26 protein-coding genes are annotated in these 21,041 nt (G+C 68.8%); 10 read left to right on the forward strand and 16 right to left on the reverse strand.

Going from position 1 to position 21,041, the window contains the following annotated elements:
• Positions 1-58: 58 nt before the first annotated feature.
• Complete coding sequence (locus tag D8I30_RS00205; protein WP_121480933.1) at positions 59-676, reverse strand: Yip1 family protein; 618 nt, start codon at positions 674-676, stop codon at positions 59-61.
• Positions 677-833: 157 nt separating this feature from the next.
• Between D8I30_RS00205 and radA the strand changes: the two genes are divergently transcribed.
• From radA to D8I30_RS00235, 6 genes are all read left to right on the forward strand, one after another.
• Positions 834-2,207 carry a DNA repair protein RadA gene (radA, locus tag D8I30_RS00210; protein ID WP_121480934.1) on the forward strand — a complete coding sequence of 458 codons (1,374 nt, stop codon included), beginning with the start codon at positions 834-836 and terminating at the stop codon, positions 2,205-2,207.
• 34 nt (positions 2,208-2,241) lie between these two features.
• On the forward strand, positions 2,242-2,778 hold the full coding sequence (locus D8I30_RS00215; RefSeq protein WP_121480935.1) for a CvpA family protein: 537 nt from the start codon (positions 2,242-2,244) through the stop codon (positions 2,776-2,778).
• Between the two features lie 81 nt (positions 2,779-2,859).
• Positions 2,860-4,365, forward strand: a complete 1,506-nt coding sequence (gene purF, locus D8I30_RS00220) for an amidophosphoribosyltransferase (protein ID WP_121480936.1) — start codon at positions 2,860-2,862, stop codon at positions 4,363-4,365.
• A gap of 6 nt (positions 4,366-4,371) precedes the next feature.
• Positions 4,372-4,713, forward strand: coding sequence for a VOC family protein (locus tag D8I30_RS00225; RefSeq protein WP_121480937.1), 342 nt, complete (start codon positions 4,372-4,374; stop codon positions 4,711-4,713).
• Between the two features lie 70 nt (positions 4,714-4,783).
• A complete protein-coding gene (locus D8I30_RS00230; protein ID WP_121480938.1) occupies positions 4,784-5,545 on the forward strand; it encodes an SDR family NAD(P)-dependent oxidoreductase in 762 nt (253 codons plus the stop codon).
• A gap of 7 nt (positions 5,546-5,552) precedes the next feature.
• Positions 5,553-6,878: an O-antigen ligase family protein gene (locus tag D8I30_RS00235; RefSeq protein WP_121480939.1), complete on the forward strand. Its 1,326-nt coding sequence runs from the start codon at positions 5,553-5,555 to the stop codon at positions 6,876-6,878.
• Here D8I30_RS00235 and D8I30_RS00240 read toward each other — a convergent pair.
• The 10 genes from D8I30_RS00240 to D8I30_RS00285 form a co-directional block, all read right to left on the reverse strand.
• On the reverse strand, positions 6,862-7,212 hold the full coding sequence (locus tag D8I30_RS00240) for a plasmid stabilization protein (protein WP_205570728.1): 351 nt from the start codon (positions 7,210-7,212) through the stop codon (positions 6,862-6,864). The two genes, D8I30_RS00235 and D8I30_RS00240, sit on opposite strands and share 17 nt — an antisense overlap.
• Complete coding sequence (locus D8I30_RS00245) at positions 7,202-7,723, reverse strand: DUF4142 domain-containing protein (RefSeq protein WP_121480940.1); 522 nt, start codon at positions 7,721-7,723, stop codon at positions 7,202-7,204. Before D8I30_RS00245 ends, D8I30_RS00240 begins: the two co-directional genes overlap by 11 nt.
• Positions 7,724-7,777: 54 nt before the next feature.
• On the reverse strand, positions 7,778-8,500 hold the full coding sequence (locus D8I30_RS00250) for an RNA polymerase sigma factor (RefSeq protein ID WP_121480941.1): 723 nt from the start codon (positions 8,498-8,500) through the stop codon (positions 7,778-7,780).
• 64 nt (positions 8,501-8,564) lie between these two features.
• Positions 8,565-10,190 (reverse strand): ribosome biogenesis GTPase Der, encoded by a 1,626-nt coding sequence (gene der, locus D8I30_RS00255; RefSeq protein ID WP_121480942.1) that lies wholly within the window; start codon positions 10,188-10,190, stop codon positions 8,565-8,567.
• A gap of 32 nt (positions 10,191-10,222) precedes the next feature.
• Entirely contained in the window at positions 10,223-11,644 is a 1,422-nt protein-coding gene (locus D8I30_RS00260; protein ID WP_121480943.1) for a PQQ-like beta-propeller repeat protein, read from the reverse strand.
• Between the two features lie 25 nt (positions 11,645-11,669).
• Positions 11,670-12,437: a tetratricopeptide repeat protein gene (locus D8I30_RS00265; RefSeq protein WP_121480944.1), complete on the reverse strand. Its 768-nt coding sequence runs from the start codon at positions 12,435-12,437 to the stop codon at positions 11,670-11,672.
• 145 nt (positions 12,438-12,582) lie between these two features.
• Positions 12,583-13,008, reverse strand: coding sequence for a hypothetical protein (locus D8I30_RS00270; protein WP_121480945.1), 426 nt, complete (start codon positions 13,006-13,008; stop codon positions 12,583-12,585).
• Complete coding sequence (locus tag D8I30_RS00275) at positions 12,998-13,555, reverse strand: RNA polymerase sigma factor (protein WP_121480946.1); 558 nt, start codon at positions 13,553-13,555, stop codon at positions 12,998-13,000. The genes D8I30_RS00270 and D8I30_RS00275 overlap by 11 nt, the downstream gene beginning before the upstream one ends.
• 24 nt (positions 13,556-13,579) lie before the next feature.
• A complete protein-coding gene (locus D8I30_RS00280) occupies positions 13,580-13,954 on the reverse strand; it encodes a DUF6249 domain-containing protein (RefSeq protein WP_121480947.1) in 375 nt (124 codons plus the stop codon).
• 123 nt (positions 13,955-14,077) lie between these two features.
• Positions 14,078-14,431 (reverse strand): ArsC family reductase, encoded by a 354-nt coding sequence (locus D8I30_RS00285; protein WP_121480948.1) that lies wholly within the window; start codon positions 14,429-14,431, stop codon positions 14,078-14,080.
• A 244-nt stretch (positions 14,432-14,675) separates the two neighbouring features.
• Here D8I30_RS00285 and D8I30_RS14255 point away from each other — a divergent pair, with 244 nt between their 5' ends.
• Positions 14,676-15,095 (forward strand): hypothetical protein, encoded by a 420-nt coding sequence (locus D8I30_RS14255; RefSeq protein WP_162938749.1) that lies wholly within the window; start codon positions 14,676-14,678, stop codon positions 15,093-15,095.
• Positions 15,096-15,121: 26 nt separating this feature from the next.
• Here the strand turns inward: D8I30_RS14255 and D8I30_RS00290 are convergent, their stop codons facing one another.
• On the reverse strand, positions 15,122-15,301 hold the full coding sequence (locus tag D8I30_RS00290) for a hypothetical protein (RefSeq protein WP_121480949.1): 180 nt from the start codon (positions 15,299-15,301) through the stop codon (positions 15,122-15,124).
• Between the two features lie 249 nt (positions 15,302-15,550).
• Here D8I30_RS00290 and D8I30_RS00295 point away from each other — a divergent pair, with 249 nt between their 5' ends.
• The gene (locus tag D8I30_RS00295; RefSeq protein WP_121480950.1) at positions 15,551-15,937 is read left to right on the forward strand and encodes a hypothetical protein; all 387 of its coding nucleotides are present in this window, start codon (positions 15,551-15,553) and stop codon (positions 15,935-15,937) included.
• 16 nt (positions 15,938-15,953) lie between these two features.
• Here D8I30_RS00295 and D8I30_RS00300 read toward each other — a convergent pair whose 3' ends face one another.
• Positions 15,954-17,354 carry an alpha/beta fold hydrolase gene (locus tag D8I30_RS00300; protein WP_121480951.1) on the reverse strand — a complete coding sequence of 467 codons (1,401 nt, stop codon included), beginning with the start codon at positions 17,352-17,354 and terminating at the stop codon, positions 15,954-15,956.
• A gap of 393 nt (positions 17,355-17,747) precedes the next feature.
• Here D8I30_RS00300 and chrA point away from each other — a divergent pair, with 393 nt between their 5' ends.
• Together chrA and D8I30_RS00315 are read left to right on the forward strand one after the other, a co-directional pair.
• Positions 17,748-18,971 (forward strand): chromate efflux transporter, encoded by a 1,224-nt coding sequence (gene chrA / locus D8I30_RS00310; RefSeq protein ID WP_121483325.1) that lies wholly within the window; start codon positions 17,748-17,750, stop codon positions 18,969-18,971.
• A gap of 103 nt (positions 18,972-19,074) precedes the next feature.
• Positions 19,075-19,566, forward strand: coding sequence for a VOC family protein (locus D8I30_RS00315; protein WP_121480952.1), 492 nt, complete (start codon positions 19,075-19,077; stop codon positions 19,564-19,566).
• On the opposite strand, the gene arsC is transcribed toward D8I30_RS00315, so the two are convergent.
• From arsC to D8I30_RS00330, 3 genes are read right to left on the reverse strand one after another with little or no spacing between them, the layout of a single operon-like run.
• Entirely contained in the window at positions 19,567-19,914 is a 348-nt protein-coding gene (arsC, locus tag D8I30_RS00320; RefSeq protein WP_121480953.1) for an arsenate reductase (glutaredoxin), read from the reverse strand.
• 3 nt (positions 19,915-19,917) lie between these two features.
• The gene (locus D8I30_RS00325) at positions 19,918-20,451 is read right to left on the reverse strand and encodes a hypothetical protein (protein WP_121480954.1); all 534 of its coding nucleotides are present in this window, start codon (positions 20,449-20,451) and stop codon (positions 19,918-19,920) included.
• A gap of 15 nt (positions 20,452-20,466) precedes the next feature.
• Positions 20,467-20,940 carry a hypothetical protein gene (locus D8I30_RS00330; RefSeq protein ID WP_121480955.1) on the reverse strand — a complete coding sequence of 158 codons (474 nt, stop codon included), beginning with the start codon at positions 20,938-20,940 and terminating at the stop codon, positions 20,467-20,469.
• Positions 20,941-21,041: the final 101 nt, after the last annotated feature.

Genomic DNA, 21,041 nt, shown 5'->3' on the forward strand with positions numbered 1-21,041 from the left:
GGCATGACGGCTCAGGGGGACGGCACAGGGGACAGTCTGCCCGTCCCCTTCCGTCGCCTCAGCTCAGAGCGAACGCCGCCGCGCCCAGGCCGACGATGGCGAAGCTGGCGATCACGGCGCCGACCAGGGCGGCCACGATGGTCCACAGGATGATGGCCGCGACCACCACCACGATGGTGTAGCCCAGCGCCTTGTCCGCCGTGGTCTTCATCAGCGCGGGCAGGCCCAGATACAGCAGGTAGAAGCCGTAGAGGCCCAGCAGGCCCGCCAGCCAACTCAGGGTCGGCACGACGTTCAGCACGCCCGCGACCCAGGCCGGCGTCATCGAATAGACCGCGACCTGCATCGCCTTCACCGGGTTCCTGGTCCCGCCAAAGGTCGGCGCCAGGGCGTCGATGATCAGGCCCAGCACATAGACGCTGACCAGGGACAGCACATAGCTCATGACCGCGCCCAGCAGCGGCGCGACCGGCCCGCGGTGCCAGAAGGCGATCTGGCCGACCAGGGTCGCCACCGCCGGAATGGCCGCCAGCACCATGGCGTAGCGGGTGAACAGCCCCTTGATGGTCGCCGACTCGGCGTCGATCACCGGCCATTCGAACTTGGGCCGGCTCAGGATGTATTTGACGCGCGAGACCAGCGACGGATCGATGGCGGGGGGATTTTCCAGGGTCATGCGATAGCCTTCGGTTGAGTCGGGACTCGGCCTAATCATGGCAGAATGACGGCGATAGGGGCGCAGGCGCAAGCTTGACGATAAAGCCACGTCAGAATCGGACGTCGCCGCCCACGCCCCGCCTCCCTTCGGCCCGGCGATCTGCTAGGTCTGGGCCATGGCGCGCGACTCTCTTCTCTTCGTCTGCAAATCCTGCGGGGCGGTTCATTCCAAATGGGCCGGGCAATGCTCGTCCTGCGGCGAGTGGAACGCCCTGGTCGAGGAGTCCAAGGCGGCCCCGCCGGGCGCGATGAAGCCCGCGGCGACCGCGCGCGGGCGCGGCGTCCAGTTCGAGACGCTTCAGTCCGACACGCCCGAGCCGCCGCGCATCGTCACCGGCGTGACCGAGTTCGACCGCGTCTGCGGAGGCGGCGTGGTGCCCGGCTCGGCCATCCTGCTGGGCGGCGACCCCGGCGTCGGCAAGTCGACCCTGCTGCTGGAAGTAACGGCCAAGGCGGCGCGCAACGGCGCGCGCGTGGCCTACATCTCGGGCGAAGAGGCGATCGAGCAGATCCGCGCCCGCGCCAAGCGCATGGGGGTGGCCGACGCAGCCGTCTCCCTGGCCTCGGCCACGGCGCTGCGCGACATTCTGACGACGCTGAAACGCGATCAGTTCGACATCGTCATCATCGACTCCATCCAGACCCTGTGGTCCAACGTGCACGAGGCCGGCCCCGGCTCGATCACCCAGGTGCGCGCCTGCGCCGCCGAACTGGTGCGCCTGGCCAAGAACGGCGGCCCCGCCATCGTCCTGGTCGGCCACGTCACCAAGGACGGCCAGATCGCCGGGCCGCGCGTGGTCGAACACATGGTCGACGCCGTGCTCAGCTTCGAGGGCGAGCGCGGCTATCCCTTCCGCATCCTGCGCGCGGGCAAGAACCGTTTCGGCGCCACGGACGAGATCGGCGTCTTCGAGATGGGCGACTCCGGCCTGCGCGAAGTGCCCAACCCCTCGGCTCTGTTCCTGGGCGAGGGCAAGGACCGGGCGCCCGGCGCCGCCGTCTTCGCCGGGATCGAGGGATCGCGCCCCGTTCTGGTGGAAATTCAAGCTCTTGTCGCGCCATCCGCATACGGCACGCCAAGACGCGCCGTCGTCGGTTGGGATTCCGGCCGCCTGGCCATGCTGCTGGCGGTGCTGGAGGCGCGCTGCGGCCTGGGGTTCGGGGACAAGGACGTCTATCTGAACATCGCGGGCGGAATGCGGATCAACGAGCCCGCCGCCGACCTGGCCGCCGCTGCCGCCCTGATCTCGTCGACGCTCGACATGCCCCTGCCGCAGGGCTGCGTCGTCTTCGGCGAGATCGGCTTGTCGGGCGAGGTGCGCGCCGTCGGCCGCGCCGAGGCCCGCATACGCGAGGCGCAGAAGCTGGGCTTCGAACGCGCCCTGGCCCCGCCCCATGCCAACGGCAAGGTCAAGAAGGGCGACGTCGCCCTGACCGTCGTCAATCGCCTGGCCGAAGCGGTCGAGCGAATCTCCCAGAACCGCTACTGAGGGCGTCTTCCCACTCGATGAGGCTGACGCGCGCGTGACCGGCTACGACGTCTTCGTGATTCTGGCCCTGCTGGCCTCGGGCGCCGCCGGATGGTTCCGGGGCGGCGTGCGCGAGCTGACGGCCGTGTTCAGCTTCTTCCTGGCTGGACTGCTGGCCCTGATCACCCTGCCGTGGACCGCCCCAGTCGGCCGGTCCCTGGTCGATCCCGACTGGGCCGGGTCGGTGCTGGCCGTGGGCCTGGTCTTCGTCGTCCTCTATTTCGGCTTGCGCTTCCTGGGCTCGGCCATTTCGCAGGGCGCGCGCGGCCACGCCCTGGGCGTATTGGACCAGACCCTGGGCCTGGGCGTCGGCCTGGTGCGGGCCCTGGTCCTGGTGGGGGCGGTGCACCTGATCATCATGGGCGCCATGCGAGACAACCCGCCCCGCTGGCTGGGGGAGGCCGCCACCGCGCCGCTCAGCCAGGGGTCCGCCCGCGCCATCCAGATCGTGCTGCCGACCCTGGGCAAGGGTGCCGACGTCCTGACTCCCGTGGTCGGTTCTTCCGTTCGGGAAGGGTTTTCCGATCAATGAGCCTTGCCCCGGACGCAATCGCGGACTACGTGCGCGACGCCGCCTACTGAGTTATCCTGTCCCGGTCATCGGAGCCTGACGATGCGCCACCATATCGCCGAACCCGTCGTTCACCGTGAGCATCAGCGTGAGCCGGGAGATGACCAGCTTCGTCTCGAGTGCGGCGTCTGCGGCGTCTGGGGCGCGCCGGACAACGAGGCCTCCTCCATCGTCGCCCTGGGCCTGCACGCCCTGCAGCATCGCGGCCAGGAAGCCTGCGGCATCGCCAGCGTTCATGAAGAGCGCTTCTACACCGAACGGCATCAGGGCCTGGTCGGCGACGCCTTCGGCAACGCCGAACTGGGCGCCCGCCTGCCGGGACAGTCCGCCATCGGCCACACCCGCTACTCCACCGCCGGCGGCAGCTTCCTGCGCAACATCCAGCCGATGTTCGCCGACCTGGACCAGGGCGGCATCGCCATCGCCCACAACGGCAACCTGACCAACTTCAAATACCTGCACGCGCAACTGGTGCAGGAAGGCGCGATCTTCCAGTCGACCTCGGACTCCGAGGCCATCCTTCACCTGATCGCCCGCAGCCGTAAGGCCAAGATCGTCGACCGCTTCATCGACGCCCTGAGCCGGATCGAGGGCGGCTACGCCCTGGTGGCCCAGACGCGCCTCAAGCTGATCGGCGCCCGCGATCCTCTAGGCATCCGTCCCCTGGTGCTGGGCAAGATCGGCGAGGCCTGGGTGCTGGCGTCCGAAACCTGCGCCCTGGACACCATCGGCGCCACCTTCGTGCGCGACGTCGAGCACGGCGAGGTCGTAGTCATCGACGACGAGGGCCTGACCTCCATCAAGCCCTTCCCTGCGCGCCCCGCCCGCCCCTGCCTGTTCGAGTACGTCTATTTCGCCCGCCCCGACTCGGTCGTGAACGGCCTGCCGGTCTATGAGGTCCGCAAGGAGATGGGCCGCCGCCTGGCGCGCGAGCACGTGGTCGAGGCCGACGTCGTGGTGCCGGTGCCCGACTCGGGCGTCCCGGCCGCCCTCGGCTACGCCCAGGAAAGCGGCCTGCCCTATGAGATGGGCATCATCCGCAGCCACTACCTGGGCCGCACCTTCATCCAGCCCAGCCAGGGCGCCCGTCAGAAGGGCGTGCGCATGAAGCACAGCCCCAACCGCGCCGCCCTGGAGGGCAAGCGCGTGGTGCTGATCGACGATTCCATCGTGCGCGGCACCACCTCGCTGAAGCTGGTCCGCGCCGTGCGCGCGGCGGGCGCCAAGGAGGTGCACCTGCGCTCGGCCAGCCCGCAGATCCTCTTCCCGGACTTCTACGGCATCGACATGCCCGAGCGGTCGCAGCTGATGGCCGCCACCCACACCATGGAAGAGATGCGCGCCGTGCTGGAGGTCGATTCCCTCGGCTTCCTGTCGATCGACGGCCTCTATGGCGCCATGGGCGCGGGGGCGAGGGACCAGGCCAATCCGCAGTTCACCGACCACTATTTCACCGGCGACTACCCGACCCGCCTGCTGGACCGGGAGATCGAGGAAGGCGGCCGCGACGTGCGCGGTCGGCAACTTTCCCTGCTGGTGACCGCTTAAGGCTGGATGATCCAGCTCGGCTACTTCACGCTCGACACCCCCGACGTCGACAGGGCGCGCGCCTTCTACGCCGCCCTGTTCGGCTGGCGCTTCGACGAGGACTCGTCCAGCCCGACCTACGCCCATGTGGCGGAGGGGACGCCGCCGTTCGGCTTCACAAAGGGCGAGCACAAGGCCTTTCCCCACCTCTATTTCCGCGTCGACGACATAGAGGCCGCCTGCGACCGCGTGGTCGAACTGGGCGGCAAGGCGGCGGTGCCCGCCGAGAGCCCCTCGGGCATGTCGGCCGTGGTCTGCGACGACCAGGGCGTCAGCTTCAGCCTGTGGCAGCCCGCGCCGGGGTACTAACCCTCTCCCGATGGGAGAGGGTGGTGGCGCTGCCCTTCCACCCCGCGCCCGCGCGCGCTATCAGCGGGCCATGTCCGAACATGCTTCCCTCCCCCTCGCCAACCGCGTCGCCCTGGTCGTCGGCGCCTCTCGCGGCATCGGCTATGAGGCCGCCCTGGCCCTGGCCAAGGCCGGCGCCCACGTCATCGCCGCCGCCCGCACCCAGGGCGGGCTGGAGGAGCTGGACGACGCCATCTTCGCGGCGACGGGCCGCCACGCCACCCTGATCCCGTTCGACCTGGTCGACGGCGGCGCCATCGACCGCCTGGGCGGCGCCCTCTACGAACGTTTCGGCAAGCTGGACATCTGGGTCCAGGCGGCGGCCACCATGGGCCCCTCGGGCCTGACGCCCGTGTCCCACGCCGAGCCGCGCGAGTTCGCCAAGGTCGAGAAGATCAACTTCACCGGCGTCTATCGCCTGATCCGCTCGCTGGAGCCGCTGCTGCGCGCCTCGGACGCCGGCCGCGCCATCCACCTGACCACTAGCGTGGCCAGCGCGCCCCGCGCCTTCTGGGGCATGTACGCCGCCACCAAGGCCGGCGCCGAGGCCCTGGTGAAGTGCTGGGCCGATGAGATCGAGAGCACGCCGATCCGCGTCGCCATCGTCGATCCGGGCCGGATGCGCACCCAGTTGCGCGCCCAGGCGTTCCCGGGCGAAGATCCCGAGACCCTGCCCCATCCCTCGGAGATCGGCCCCCTGATCGTGGAACTGGCCCGCCCCGACTACGTCCCGCCGCTGACGGTCAGCTTCAAGGAATGGAAGCACGGCCTCTCGGCGGAAGCCCTGGTCTGACCCCCCGGTGGCCGGGGGGACGCCTGCGAGCGCAAGGATCGGCGTCGCGCCGCGACGCCCGGCCGCTCCCCTGGTTCGCGCCGTCCCCTACGGCGACATCCTGGCCTTCGCCGCCTCGGTCGGCCTGATCCTGATCTTTTCAGGGTCGTGGGGCGCGATACTGACCGACTATGGCAAGAAGTCCGCCGACTTCCTGCGCAACGGCTACTACCCCGGCTATCTTCTGGCCCTTGCCCTGGTCGCCAGCCGCCCCAGCGCGGCGGCCCTGGCCGTGCTGCGCTCGCCCCTGCTGATCGGCCTCCTGCTGCTGACCGCCGCCTCCTTTTTCTGGTCGATCGCGCCGGACCTGACGCTCAGGCGCTTTCCCGCCCTGGCCTTCACCACCCTGGCCGGGGTGGCCCTCGCGGCGCGCTGGCGGTGGCGGACCCTGGCCGAGATCATCGCCGTGTCCATGGCGGTCATGGCCGTCGCCTCCTTCCTTCTGGGCGCCCTTCTGCCCGACATGGGGCGGATGCAGGAGCTGTTCCCGGGCGCCTGGCGCGGCCTGTGGCTGGAGAAGAACGGCCTGGGCAACACCATGGTCATGGGCGTCGGGGCCATGCTGGCCGCGGGCGCCATGGTCCCCGAGCGGCGGCGGCTGTGGTTCGCCCTCTCGGCGGTTCCTCTGGCCCTGATCGTCCTGTCCACCTCCAAGACGGCGCTGATCGTCCTCGTCCTGTCCCTGGCCAGCATGGCCTTCGTCGGCCTGGTCAAGGCCGGGCCGCTCCGGGCGGTGATCGTCACCTGGCTGGCCGTCGTCGGGGTCATCGCGGCGGCCCTGCTCATCACCACGCGCTCCGAACTGTTCTTCGACCTTTTGGGCAAGGACGCCACCCTCACCGGCCGGACCGAAATCTGGGCGGGCGCGATCCAGCAGATGGCCGACCATCCCTGGCGCGGCTTCGGCTATGGCGCGGTCTGGGACGATCCCAACCTCACCGGCCCCAAGGCCTGGATCGGCCACCGGGCCAACTTCACTCCCGCCAACGCCCATAGCGGCTGGCTGGAGATCTACCTCGGTCTGGGCCTGGGCGGGGTCATCCTGTTCGCGGCCTGGCTGCTGCAGGTGTGGGGGCAGTCGCTGTGGGCGGCCTACACCAGCCCCTCGGCCTGGCTGCTGATGCCGATGATGACCTCCTACACCGTCACCATGCTGAGCGAGAGCATCAGCATGAACTGGCACGACCTGCGGTGGATCCTGTTCGTCGCCCTGGCGCTGAAACTGGCGCTGGGCGAGACGTCGACCGCCGCAGGCCGCGTCCAGACGCCGCCGTCGCCTAGGCCGACACGCTGATCTGGGCCTGCATCGCCGGGTGAAAGCGGCAGTAGTAGGCGATGGTCCCCGCCCGGTTCATCACCGCCGAGGCCGAGGCGCCCGGCGGCAGATCGACGTTGAAGGCCCCGTTTCGCGCCGTCGCCGTGTGGCGGACGATGTCGCGGTTGGTCCAGGTGACGGTGTCGCCGACCTTGATCCCCATCGGCGCCGCGCCGAAGGCCATCTTGTCGACGACGATCACATGGCTCCGCCCGCCCGCTCGCGCCGGCAAGGCCGGGGCCAGCGCCGCCAGGGCCGCCGCGGTCAGGACGCCGCGCCGCGACAGCCCCCTCTTCGCGCGATCAGTGGACATGACGGGCCAACTGTTCGGCATGGGCCTGATGCTGCTCGAACAGGGCCAGGCCGCGCTCCAGCAAGGCTTTCAGCTCGGCGTTGTCGGCGCTGGGGATCAGGGTCCCGCGCAGGGCCTCGTTGACGGTGCGGTGATAGGCGACCTCGTTGTCGATGTAGGCCTTGTCGAAAGCCATGCCCGACAGGCCCGCCAGCCGCTGCCGCTCGGCCGCCGCCGACTGGGTCAGGGCCGTCGAGGTCGGATTGGCCTCCGGCGTCACCTTCAGCCGCCCGACCAGGGCCAGGGCCTGTTCATTCACCGCCGTATGATCGCGCTTCATCGTCTCGGCGAAGGCCCGGACCTCGGCGTTGGTCGTCTTGGCCAGGGCCTGGTCCGCCGCCTCAATGTCCAGCTGGCCCGCCGTATAGGCGATGTGGGCGATCTGGGGGTCGCTGGGTCCCGCACTTTGGGCCTGGGCCGCAGCGAGGGGCGCCAGCGCCAGGGCGCCGGCCAAAACAAGGCTCTTCAACATGGCTTCGCTTCCTCTCTCGCGGCGGCCAAGCGCCGCCGTCTGGCCATTGGAGGTTCACGCTCGCGAAAAGGTTCCCGTTTCTGTCCGCAGGCGGCCCGCCCGCTCCAGCCGCGCCAGCACCCGGTCGGTGATCCGGCTGCAGCGCAGACCCAGGAAGGGAAAGGCCCCCACCAGGGTGGCCGACACCCGCGCGTCCAACGCCTGGCGCAGCATTCGCCGCGCGCGATGCAGGCGGGTCTTCACCGTTTCGATCTTGAGGCCCAGGCTCGCCGCCGTCTCCTCGGTCGTGCATTCCTCAACGTCGCGCATGATGAAGACGACGCGATAGCCGGGCGGAAGGTCGTCCACCGCCTGTTCGATCAGGCCGCGAATCTGGCTGCGCGCCGCGTCGCTTTCGGGTCCGGCGTCGACCGGCGCGCCCGGAAACGGGATGATCTGCCCCTTCCCGCCCTGAGCCTTTTCGACGGCGTCCAGGGACTCGCTCGGACGGCGGCGGCGCAGACGGCTGCGCGACTCGTTCAGCACGATCCGGGTCAGCCAGGTGACGATGTCCGCGTCGCCGCGAAAGCGGGCCAGGCCGAGGAAGGCCCGCACATAGGCGTCCTGGAGCGCGTCTTCGGCCTCGATCTCATCGCGCAGGACCGAGCGGGCGACGCGGAACAGGCGCTGGTTGGCGCGCTGCATGATGACGCGGAAGGCGTCGGGATCGCCGCCCTGCGCCCGCCCGACCAGATCGGACGTCTTCAGGGCGACATAGTCGATGCGGGCGCTGTTCATGGGACCTGCTCCGTCTATTGCGCCACAACTGACGCCCTGGACGGAGCAAAAGTTCCCGCGGGCGTCAGCGCTTGGCGCCGCCCTTCTGGCCCGTGCGGACGCGGCCCGAACGGGACACCTGACGCGCCCCGCCGCGCGCGCCCTTGCCGACGAAGGCGTTGGAGCCCGACTTCTTGGACGCGCTGGCCTTGAGCCCGCCCAAGGGCTTCACCTTGGGCTTGATGCCGGCCTTGGCCTTCTGCTCCAGCGCCTTGCCGGGCAGGTTGGACAGCTTCTCTTCCTTCTCGGCCTTCAGCACGCGGCGCGGCGCGGTCTTGGCGTCGCCCTTGAAGCGTTCCGGCCCCGACTTGGCGCCGCCCTCGGCGTAGGGGTTGGCCGAGCCCGACTTGACCGTCAGGCGGATCGGCGTGCCCGGCAGGTCGAAGCTCTCGCGGATCGAGTTGATCAGATAGCGCTTGTAATGGTCCGGCATGGCCGAGGCGCGGCTGGCGAACATGACGAACGTCGGAGGACGCGCCTTGGTCTGGGCCACGTATTTCGGCTTGATGCGCTTGCCGTCCACGGCGGGCGGCGGGTGCCTCTGGGTCGCCAGGGACAGCCAGTCGTTCAGGTCGCGGGTCTTCACCTTCACCGACCAGGTGTCATAGGCCTGCAGCACGGCGGGCATCAGCCGCTCGACCCCGCGCCCGTTGAAGGACGACAGGGCCACGAAGGGCGAGCCGCGCAGCTGCGGCAGCTTCTCGTCGGCCAGGCGCTTCAGCTCGGCCAGGCGCGACTGGGGCTCTTCTTCCAGGTCCCACTTGGAGGCGACATAGACCAGCGCCCGCCCTTCCCGCTCGACCAGATCGGCCAGTTGCAGGTCCTGGGTGTCGAAGGCGTCGTCCTTGTCCATCACCATGATCACCACCTCGGCGAAGGTGATGGCGCGGATGGTGTCGGCGACCGACAGCTTCTCGAGCTTCTCCTGGACGCGGGCCTTGCGGCGCATCCCGGCCGTGTCGATCAGGCGGATGTTCTTGCCTTCATAGACCCAGTCCACCGAGATGGAGTCGCGGGTGATCCCCGCCTCCGGCCCGGTCAGCAGGCGATCGTCGCCGATCAGACGGTTGATCAGGGTCGACTTGCCCGCGTTCGGACGGCCGATGACGGCGATGCGGATCGGCTTGTCCGGCGCGTCGACCTCTTCGACGTAGATGTTTTCGGAGGCGGCGACGATGGCCTGATACAGGTCGGCCATGCCCTCGCCGTGCTCGGCCGAGATCGGCACCGGCTCGCCGAAGCCCAGGCCGTGCGCCTCGCCCACGCCCCCGCCGCTTTCACGGCTTTCGGACTTGTTGGCCAAGAGGACGACGGGCTTGGGCGTCTTGCGCAGACGGTCGGCGAAGATGCGGTCCAGCGAGGTCACGCCTTCGCGCGCGTCCATCATGAACAGGATCAGATCCGCGTCCTCGATCGCCGCCTCGGTCTGCTCGCGCATCCGCGATTCCAGGCTTTCGTCGGTGACGTCCTCATACCCCGCCGTGTCGATCAGGGTCAGATCCATGTCGCCGATCACGCCGTCGGCGTAGCGGCGATCGCGAGTCACGCCGGGGCGATCGTCGACCAGCGCCAGGCGCTTGCCGACGAGGCGGTTGAACAGTGTCGACTTGCCCACGTTGGGGCGGCCGACGATGGCGACCTTCAGAGCCATGTCGGCCTTCTAACTCAAAATCGGTGAAAAGGTCAGCGAATGCTGACCAGCTGGCCCTTGTCCGTCAGGACATAGAGGGCGCCGTTATAGGCGGCCGGGGCGATATAGGCGGCCGCGCCCAGCTTCAGGCTGGCGGTCTGCGTCCCCGTCTTCGGGTCGAAGGCCACGGCCTCGCCGTCCGAGTTGACCAGCACCAGGCGGTTCGAGGCCAGGATCGGGCCCGACCAGATCGGACGCACGGTGCGCTTGCCGAAGCCCAGGAGGCCGCCTTCCTTGCGCACCCGGCCTTCGTTCAGGTCGCGGGTCCAATAGACCTGGCCCGTCTCACGGTTCAGCACCGTCAGCTCGCCCGACTTGGACACCACATAGACCACGTCGCCTACCGGCAGGGGCGCGTTCACGCCCGCGACCGGCAGGGACCATTTCGGCTGGCCGGTTCGGATGTCCATGGATTCCAGGACGCCCGACTGGCTGACCGCATAGACCTGGCCGCGGCTGATGACCGGGCGTCCAGCGATGTCGCGCAGTTCCGAAAGGGCGCTGGTGCGGCTGGTGCGCGACAGCACCTGCTCCCACACCGGCTGGCCGTTGGTGGCCTGCAGGGCCACGATCTGACCCGAGGAGAAGGGCGCCACCACCGTGGCGCCGCTGACCGCCGGGCTGGAGGCGCGCATGATGCGGGCCGGCTCGGTGATGCCGCGATAGGACCAGTCCTGCTGGCCGTTGGCGACGTTGAAGGCCATCAGCTGGTTATCGACATCGACCACATAGACGCGCTGGCCCGACACCGTCGGCGCGCCGTGGATCGGCAGGTCGACCGAGGTGCGCCACAGCTCGGCGCCCGTATTGGCGTCGAAGGCCGTCATGATCCGATAGCCGGACGAGACGAAGACCTTGCCCTCGGCGACGGCCACGCCGCCGCCGAAGCCGCCACCGCCCGATCCGCCGCCGAAGCCCACGCCGAGGATGCGACGGCCGCGATCGGCCTCGTCCACCTTGACGCTGGCCTTCCACAGGACGGCGCCCGTGCCGGCGTCGACGGCGGTCACGCCCGCCTCGCCGTCCAGGACGAAGACCTTGCCGTCGTCGGCCACGACCGGGGCCATGACCTGGCGCGTGCGGCTGGAGCCGACGCCGATGTCGCGCCGCCAGGCGACGGCGAAGTCCGGCGCGGCGATGACGTGCTCAACAGCGTTCTCGGCGTTGCCGCCGGGCTGGGTCCAGGCGGTCGCCGCCTGCGGTCCCGGCAGGAAGAAGTCGCGGCCCGACAGGGCGGCCGAGGGGGCCAGCTGCTGTTCGAACTCGAGGATGGAGATGCGCTGCCCCGCGGTGGCGGTGGCCACCGGCTCCTTGTCGCCGCCCAGGCCGAACGGCAGGGCGTTGCGGACCGTGCCGCACGAGGCGACGGTCAGGGCCAGACCGGTCAGCAGGGCGACTTTCAGGGTTTTGGTCATGGAAGGCATCCCGAAGGAAAACAAATCAGGGAGCGGGCGCCGGCGCGGGCGCCTGGGCCGGAGCGACGGAAGCCTCGACAGCCTGGGCCAGGGCCTGCCCCGGAGCCGGCAGGGCGGCGGCGGCCTTGACTATGGCGGCCAGGTTGGCGGCGGTGCCCGTGTCGATGGCCTGGACGGCGGCCTGGGCGCGCTGACGCACGCTGTCCGGCACGTCCTGGCCGAGTTGCAGCTGGACGAAGACCTGGCGCGCCTCGGCCGTCTTGCCGTGCTGCAGCTGGGCCATGGCCAGGGCTTCCTGGGCGAAGGCGGCCATCGGGCGCTTGTCGCCGGTCAGCGGCTCCAGACGCTTCTGCACGTCCTCCAGCGAGGCCGTGTCCATCACCAGGAAGACCGCCTTCAGCGCGGCGATGTCCGACAGGATCGGGTCCTTGGCCGCCTTGGCGGCCTCGTCGAACAGGGCGACGGCTTCAGTCGTCTTGTTCTCGGACAGGGCGATCCCCGCCTGCTGCATCAGGGCCAGGGCCTTGTAGCCGCCGCCGGCCTTGGCCGATTCGGCGAAGGCGGCCTTGGCCGCGTCGGCCTTGCCCGCCTGCATCGCCTCGACGCCCTGTTCATAGGCGGCCGAGGCCTTGTCGGCCTGGGAAGTCACATAGCTCTGCCAGCCCCACCAGGCCAGGGCCGCGACCAGGGCGACCGCCAGAACTCCCGCCAGCACGGGCAGCCAAGTGCGGGCCAGACGCTTATAGCGTTCGGAGCGAAGCTCCTCCTCGACCTGTTCGAAGACATCAACCACGAAACGTCGCCCCAAAAATCGCTGCCAAGACCGGTCGCTAACTCGCCGCGACCCTAGAGGCTCGGCGCGGCGCCCGCAACGCAGGCGTTGGACCTGAGCGGGCTTTTTCCAGCACTAGGCGGGGACTTCGGCAGGAAAACGGCGCTCAGATCTGCTGCGACAGCTTCACCGCGCCTACCGCCAGCAGGGCGACCAGCACGCCGGTCGTGGCCCAGAACAGCTGCATCCCGCCCAGGGCCCCTGTGGTCAGCTCCGCCAGACCGGGCCGGTCCAGCAGGCTTTGCAGGGCCAATCCGCCTTCGTTCACCAGGGACAGCCCCGTCCCGGACGTCGGCGCCGCCGCAGCCGAAGCCGAAGCCGCCGCTCCGCCGAAGTTCAGATCGACATTGACCAGTTCGCGCACCGCGATGACGCCCCCGATCAGGCCCGCCAGCGACAGGGCGATGGAGCGCACCCGCGACGCCTTGGACAATCGGGCCGCCACATCGGCCTCGAACCGCGCCGAATCAGGGAAGACCGGCGTCTGGGCGAACAGGCGCTCGATGACGGGATCGAACTCGTCAGCCGACATGGGATGCGCTCCTGTGAGCGAGCGGTTCCGGCTGGAGCCGGAGCCGAAGTTTATCCAGACCACGCTTGACATGAGATTTCACCGTTCCGAGCGGCAAATTCATGGCCGCCGCGATTTCAGGGTGAGACAGGCCGGCGCCGTGGCATAGGGAAACGCACAGACGCTCGACCTCGTTCAGCGCTTTCAGCGCCTCATCCAGGTCGACCCGGCCGACGCTGTCGACGACCGGGGCCGCCTCTTCCGTCGCGCTTTCAGCCACATAGCGCGCCTCCTTCGAGATACGTTTCAGATACAGACGCGCGGCGATGCGCTTGATCCAACCGGCGAAGGTGCCCTCGCCTCGAAACTCGGCGCATTTCTCGAACGCCAGAAGAAAGGCGTCCTGGGCTACGTCGTCGGCCAGGGCGGGCTGGGCGCCCATGCGGCGCAGCAGGGCGCGCACCGCCGAGCCGTGGCGGCGCACCAGCTCGCCGAACTCGCGGCGGCCGCCCGCCGCCGCGAGGCCGACCAGTTCGACATCGTGCAGATCACGTAAGGCCTGGGCCATGACGGTCCTCCCTCCGGTCCCGCCTCACCCCTTGTTCTTGTTGAAGATGCTCAGGATGATGAAGGCGAGGCCGATCATGCCCGGGATCGCGGCCACGCCCGACACGGCGTAGAAGGCGTCCATGGCATTGAAGCGGAGGGCGTAGCCCATGATGGCGATGCCCATGGCCACGGCCAGCAGGATGACGCCGGTGCGCAGGTCGCGCGCGGCCGTCGCCGGCGGCTTCGCATTGTCCTTGGTGATCGATTCGATCACCTCGGGGGGCAGCGGCTGGCCCTTTTCGATCGCGCTACGCAGGGTGGCCTGCATTTCACGCCGGTCGCGGCTCTTCAGCCAGTTCGGTACGATCACGATCGCGCCGATCATGATGAAGAACGCTATGGGAATGAATTCTTCCATGGGTTTTCGCCCCTGATAATGTCGTTCGGCCAAGCCTGACGCTATGGCCTTCTGACTACAAGAGGCGATGATCATCCCCGGCGGATGCAGGCTCCGCCATGAACTCTTTGTAATGTGCGAGGATCAGGCGCCGAAGGCGGCGGCGTAGGCCTCGGGCTTGAAGCCGACCAGGGTGCGCCCGTCGCCCAGCTCCAGCACCGGCCGCTTGATCATCGACGGCTGCGCCAGCATCAGTTCGATCGCCTTGTCCCGGTCGACGCCCGCCTTGTCGGCGTCCGACAGCTTGCGGAAGGTCGTCCCGGCCCGGTTCAGCACCGTCTCCCAGCCATGCGCCTCGACCCACCGCTCCAGCGCCGCGCGGTCGGCCCCGACGGCCTTGTAGTCGTGGAAGTCATAGGCCACGCCGTTCTGATCCAGCCAGGCCCGAGCCTTCTTCATCGTGTCACAGGCCTTGATGCCGTGGAGGGTGATGGCCATGGCGGTCTCCTTACGTCGCGGTCCAGCGCGCTCTCGCATCGAACGGCGGAGCGGTCAATTTTCGCGGTTCGGACGATCCCAACCGACGGCTTCCGCCCCCGCCTGAGGACAAACCTCCGCACGCTGACGCCTATCCCGAAGGCGCGCTCTCCACTAGCTTGGCGGCTGTATAACGGGGGTTTCAGCCTTGCTACCTGCTCCAGCCGATCAACGGATAGGCGGTTGCCGTGGCCGTCTCTGGTCCATGGCCTTCGCCGCTCTTTCCCTGTCAGCCTGCACTTCAACGGAAAATCTGGTCACTGACCTGATCAGCAGCGAAAGCCGCTTGCCGGCCGAGGCCCGAACCCATGAAGCCCTGGCCAATGAAGATTTGATGGTGTTTGGCGAGCCTGGCCTCAGACAATTCGAGATGGCCCGTCGGTTCGAAGCGGGCACGCACGGCTTTCCCGTCAGCCTTGATTGCGCGCTCGCCTTTTATCGGGTGGCCGGACAGACAAGGACCGTTTTGCGAGAGGACCGCGCCGCAGGTGGATCCGGCCAACGGATCACTTACCTCGGCTTTCCGCCAGGTCGCGCGGCCGCTCGTCGTCTCGAGGCCGCAGGCGTGACCGGCGCCCCTGCCGAAGCGGCCTGCCTGTCCGCCATCCAGAGACCAGCCCCGTGAGCCCGAGGGATGCCCCGGCGCCCGCCTTACTGGGCGTGGGCGGGCCGCCGGATCGTCGCGGAACGCACTTCCCTGCCGCCCTCTGAGCCGACATCGACGCCTTGGACCAGGAGCCAGATCGCCAGCGACAGTTCGGCAATAAGGCAAGGGACGAGGATCTGCGGCGACACGAAGCGCCATTGGTCAGGCGCCACCAGCATCGACATCGTATTGGCGGCGTAACAGCCGCCGGCGACGACCAGGGAGATCAGCTTAGCGGCGCCCCTGCGCCCGGCCAGTTAAGGATCGTTAACGCCACGCTCCCCCCCCCTGATCTGACGAAGGCGAAGCCTGCTCCAGGGTCTGGTCGCCAACGTCCGGCCCAGGACCGCATTCGACCCGAATGCTGACGCTTGTTGCGTCAACAGCCAGGGTGCTGCATCTGACCGATGCCCCCTCTCCTGCGAGACTTTGTCATGGACCAACTCCAGCACAGAAGTCTGGCTGTCGCGCGTGACATCGCCGCGAGCGTGGTAGCCATGGCGGCATACATTCTAGCTGCCTTGTGCGTAGGCTGGGTTGTTTCGATCCTGCTCAAGCCCATGGGCTACGTCTGGCCCCGCTTTGCGATCGGGGCCGCCATTTCCACCTGCCTGGGCATGATCGCCAGTTGGCGTTTGACGAACGCTCTGTTTCCAAGGCGATCGGGCAAGGCCATCTTCGCGGCCTTCGCGGGAGTGGTCTTGCTCGTTTCCCTGACGGGCCGAAGCAATGCTGTGAACTGGCTGCATACGGGGCAGGCTCTGCTGCTCGTCGGCCTGGCATACGGCCTGTTCTGGCCGCACCGGAGACGTTCTCGCTGACGGCGCACTGTGGCATTCATTGACCCGTCTGAGAGCGAGACGCACACGAGCCCGGAACATCTGTTCCGGCGCCGAAGGCTGACACGACGCGGGCAAAACATTCGGGCGCTGCGAAGGGCAGCATGTGAGCCCCGGACACCACGGTGGCGAACGTCACTTCACCGGCCTCAGCCAATTTCGCGGCATGAGCGACAGCCCCTTCGTAGGGCGTATTGGGGTCAAGCGTGCCGTGGATCACCAGCGTGCGCGGCAATGCCGCCGGGCTGCGGCCGAAGTAGATGTCCCGCTCGTAGAGCGGCGCGGACGGACCGACGAGCAGCCCCGGCAGGGGGCTAGTGAAAAGCGCACCACGAGCTTCGACCTCCACATCCGCCGCTGTCAGATCACGACGGCCGTTATTCTCGGACGCGTTCATCAGAACGACCAGCGGAAGAGCGGGCGAGGACTGCGGGTATCGGCCCAACTGATCGAATTCAGTTTCCAGCGCGGCCCGAACGACCAAAAGCGGTGAAGCGTCGCCCTCGGTCAAAGCGGAGATGATCGCCGGGATCTGGTCGCGTAGCTCGGGGAAGTTAAGCAGCGCCGCCAGAAACTGGCGGAGGTCGCCGCGCGGTGCGATTTCCGCCCAGAGGGCATGCCGATCCGGGGCAGCGAGAAGAGCCTCATAGGCCTGGACCTGGTCATCGCTCAGCAGGCTTCTGCCGACCTTGTCCACGACCGCCGTCCGATGACTCAAATCCAGCTCCGGAGACGCCTCCAGCGGAACGAGCCCGTCAAGAACGATGGCGTCGAGAGCCACTGGCGCGGTTTGAAGCATCCGCAGGATGAGCTGCGTACCGTACGAAACGCCATAGACCTGGACTGATCCCTCACTCCGGTGACGGGTGATAAGCGCCGACAGATCATGCGAAGCGTTGGTGACGGTAAACGCCTGGGTACGGTCGAGGTCGGCGTACATTCCACCGATGCAGGAGCCCCATTCTGCGCCCGTCAAGGCGTGGCCGCCCGGACTGCCTGCAGCCTCTTCGGCGGGACAGAGCCGGGTTGAATAGCCCGTGCCGCGATGATCCGGGATCATGAGGTCGCGGTCCGGAAACGCGGAGCGCAAGGTATCGAGAAATGGGTAGAACGACGCCCCGCTTTCTCCCGGGCCGCCGGCGATGAGCCAGACCTGGCCGGTTGTTGTTCCGCTTGTTGACGGGAATTTCCGGACGAAGAGATCCACGACGCCTGCCGCCGGATCGCTTGGTCGGAGTGGCGTGTGACTTGTTGCGCAGAGACTGCCTGCCAGACCCGGCAAAGCGGTATCGCCGCAAGGGGTGAACCCGTCCCCGGCGACGGCGGCGCCGCAAGATATCGCGGCGATCAGACACCCAAGGGCAAGCCGTGGACCGGCACGATAGATGGTCTTCGACATGTTGGATCCCCAGGCACGACTGTCATGCCGTGACTGAAGAGCCTCTAGGCGAGGCCAGCAGATGCGCTTCGCGGCATTAAGTTTCCGCAATTAATGTTGGTCGAACTGCTCCCCAAAAATGACGTCCGCTCACCACCCTCATCGGCCATTCGCCGTGTCCGCTTCCATGACGCCGAGCAGATCGTCAGGCCCCGCCCCATGGCGGATTTCGCGGTTACGTCGTCGATCCAGACGACCATGCCTGGGAGATCGCCTGGAACCCGGCCTGGGCGATCGACGAGCAGGGTCGGGTGACCTTCGGACTCTGACCTCAGGGGCGCCTCGACGTTTCCCCGCGCACGGCCGAAAATGACGCATGACCACGCCTCCCTCGTCGCCTCCCCCTGGGCCGCCATGACCGCAGAACCCGATGATCGGTCGAGGCCCGCCGCGCCCGTCGGCACGCCGGGCGAGGTATTCGGCGCCTTTCTCAAGCTGGGCCTGACCTCGTTCGGGGGTCCCGTCGCCCACCTCGGCTATTTCCGCGACGAACTGGTCGAGCGCCGCCGGTGGATCGACGAGGCGGGCTATGCCGACCTGGTCGCCCTATGCCAGTTCCTGCCCGGCCCGGCGTCCAGCCAGGTGGGCTATGCCCTGGGCCTGCTCAGGGGCGGCCCGCTGGGCGGACTGGCCGCATGGTGCGCCTTCACCCTGCCGTCCGCCCTCCTGCTGGCGTCGTTCGCCTTCGGCGCGGCCTATCTGCAAGGGCCCGTCGGCGCCGGTCTGGTCCACGGGCTGAAGCTGGTCGCCGTGGCGGTCGTGGCCCAGGCCGTGTGGAGCATGGCCCGCGCGCTCGCGCCCGACCGCCCGAGGGCGGCGATCGCCCTGGCCGCCGTCCTGGTCGTGGTCCTGTTCGGCGGCGCCCAAAGCCAGGTCGCGGCGATCCTGGCCGGGGCCGTGGCGGGCGTCGGCTTCTGCCGGGGGGCGGGCGGCGCGCCCCGCGGCCGCCTGACCTTTCCCGTCTCGCGCCGGGCCGGCCTCGTCGCCCTGGCGGCCTTCTTCATCCTTCTGGCCGGCTTGCCGCTGGCCTCGATGGCCACCGGGGCGCACGGCGTGGCCCTGGTCGACGCCTTCTACCGCGCCGGCGCCCTGGTCTTCGGCGGCGGCCACGTGGTCCTGCCCCTGCTGGAGGAAGGCGTGGTACGGCCCGGATGGATCGGCCCGGACGCCTTTCTCGCCGGCTATGGCGCGGCCCAGGCCGTGCCCGGCCCGCTGTTCACCTTCGCAGCCTTTCTCGGCGCCGCCATGGAGCCTTCGCCCAGCGGGATCGTCGGCGCGGCGCTCTGCCTGGCGGCGATCTTCGCGCCGGGCCTTCTGCTGGTGACGGGAGTGCTGCCCTTCTGGGACGCCCTGCGCGCGCGGCCGCTGGCGCAGGCCGCCATGCGCGGCGCCAACGCCGCCGTCGTCGGCGTCCTGGCTTCGGCGCTCTACAGTCCAGTGTGGACCAGCGCGGTGCTGAGCCCCCGCGACTTCGCCGTGGCGCTGGTCGGCTTCGTCCTGCTCACGGTCTGGAAATGCCCGCCCTGGATCGTCGTGGTGCTGACCGCCGTCGGCAGCATGGGCCTGGCCCTGATTTGACCGCGCGAGAAAAACAGCGCCCGCTCTGGGGCGGAACCGGCCGCCGTTCGTTCGCTGACCGCCCAGGCGGCGCCGGCCGCGCAAGAAACCGAGGAGATCGACCATGACGACCGCCCCCCCGCAGCGCATCACCCCCTGCCTCTGGTTCGACGGCCAGGCGGAAGAGGCGGCGGCCTTCTACGTCTCCCTGTTCCCCGATTCGCGGATCGACCAGGTGGCGCGCGCCCCGACCGACTATCCCGGCGGCAAGGCGGGCGACGCCCTGACCGTGGCCTTCACCCTGAACGGCGTCGCCTTCACCGGGCTGAACGGCGGCCCCTACTTCAAGTTCAACGAAGCCGTGTCCTTCCAGATCGACTGCGAGGACCAGGTCGAGATGGACCGGATGACCAACGCCCTGTCGGCCGTGCCCGAAGCCGAGCAGTGCGGCTGGGTCAAGGACCGCTACGGCCTGTCATGGCAGATCGTGCCACGCCGCATGAGCGAGATGCTGACCAGCGGAACCCCCGATCAGTCCCGCCGCCTCATGGAGGCGATGATGCCGATGAAGCGCCTGGACCTGGCCGCCCTGGAGCGCGCCTGGGCGGGCGGCTGATCAGTCGGCCAGCAGGGGCAGGATAGCCTCGACCGGGCGGCCGATGGCCGCGCCCTTGGGCGTCTCCACGATGGGGCGCTCGACGAGGACGGGGCTGGCCATCATGGCCGCCAGGACGGCCGCGTCATCGGCGTCGGCGGCCAGAAGCTCGGCGGCCTCGGCCTCCTTCTTGCGCAGCAGGCCCTTGAGGCCGCCCCCCGTCTCGCGCGCCAGACGGTTCAGGGTCTCGGCGTCCCAGCCCGTTTTCAGATACTCGACCACGTTCGGCTGAACGCCCTTCTCCTGCAGCATCTCCAGCGCCTTGCGCGAGGTCGAGCATTTCGGGTTGTGAAAGATCGTGACGGTCATGGTTCAGACGCTCCGTTTCAACTGCTCAAGCATACGCCCGCCGCGCAGCGCGGCCACATGGACAAGGCCCGTCGCCAGCATGACGACCCACTGGACGACGGCCAACGGGGTATAAAACTGGCCGGCCTTCTCGCCCAGCATCGCCACCCCGCTCAGGGCGCTAAGCAGGCTGTAGGCCAGCAGGCCGAGCATGACGGCCGGGATGACCCAGGTCATCCGTCGCCATTGCACCACGGCCAGCACCAGATAGAGGATCGAAAAGACCACGACGCCGATCATCATCATCGGCGTCATCGCCGCCATGGCGGCCTCTATGAAGGCTTGATCTTCAGCGGCCAGGCCTGCCCCCTGCTGCATCATCAGGTCCGTCGACTGCGTCATCCTTTCGGGCATCAGTGGAAGGATGGCCAAGCTTTGGATCGCGCCGATCGCCAACGCCACAGCGCCGGCCCGCGCAGCCCGCTGCGCCTCGGCCATGCCGCGCGGCGGCGTGAAGGGATTGGCCGCCCGCAGCCAGAGTTTCAGGTTCCGGTTCATCTCGCCCCCTTGGGTTCAAGGCTTGCCGGCAGGCCGGGTAGGCGCGGACTGCGCCAGCGCCGCCGCCCCGCGCAGGCCGCCGATGTGCAGCAGCAGGCACAGGACCATGGCCGCCCCCGCCAGGGCGATGCTCCAGTCCGGCAGCCCCGGCGCCGCCAGGGGCGCGCCGACCAGAAGGCCGACCGACAGGGCGCTGAGCTCATACAGCGCCCAGGCCAGGCCGAACCCCGGCAGGATGCGGTTGGGGCGTCGCCACTGCATCCATCCCAGCAGGATCGCGAAACCGGCGAAGACGATCATGAAGCCCGTCGTCGCCCCGCGCGTCTCCTGGTGCGCCGCATCGCCGTGGAACCAGACCAGCCCCGCCTGCATCAGGCCGATCCCCGCCCAGATCCAGAAGGCCCAGGCGCTGCCGCGCGCGAGCGCCTTCGCCGTCTCGGTCGAATCGACCGGGGCGAAGGGTTGAGGCGGTGCGATCCGACGGTTCATGCGCGACTCCCTGACTGAGGCGGCGAAACTATCCCGCCGCGCGCCGTTTTCCCAAGGGCGCGGGAGAGAAACCGCCTCGCCTTCACCTTTGCCGTCGCCCC

The sequence above is a fragment of the Brevundimonas naejangsanensis genome, assembly GCF_003627995.1.
Taxonomy (GTDB): Bacteria; Pseudomonadota; Alphaproteobacteria; order Caulobacterales; family Caulobacteraceae; genus Brevundimonas; species Brevundimonas naejangsanensis_B.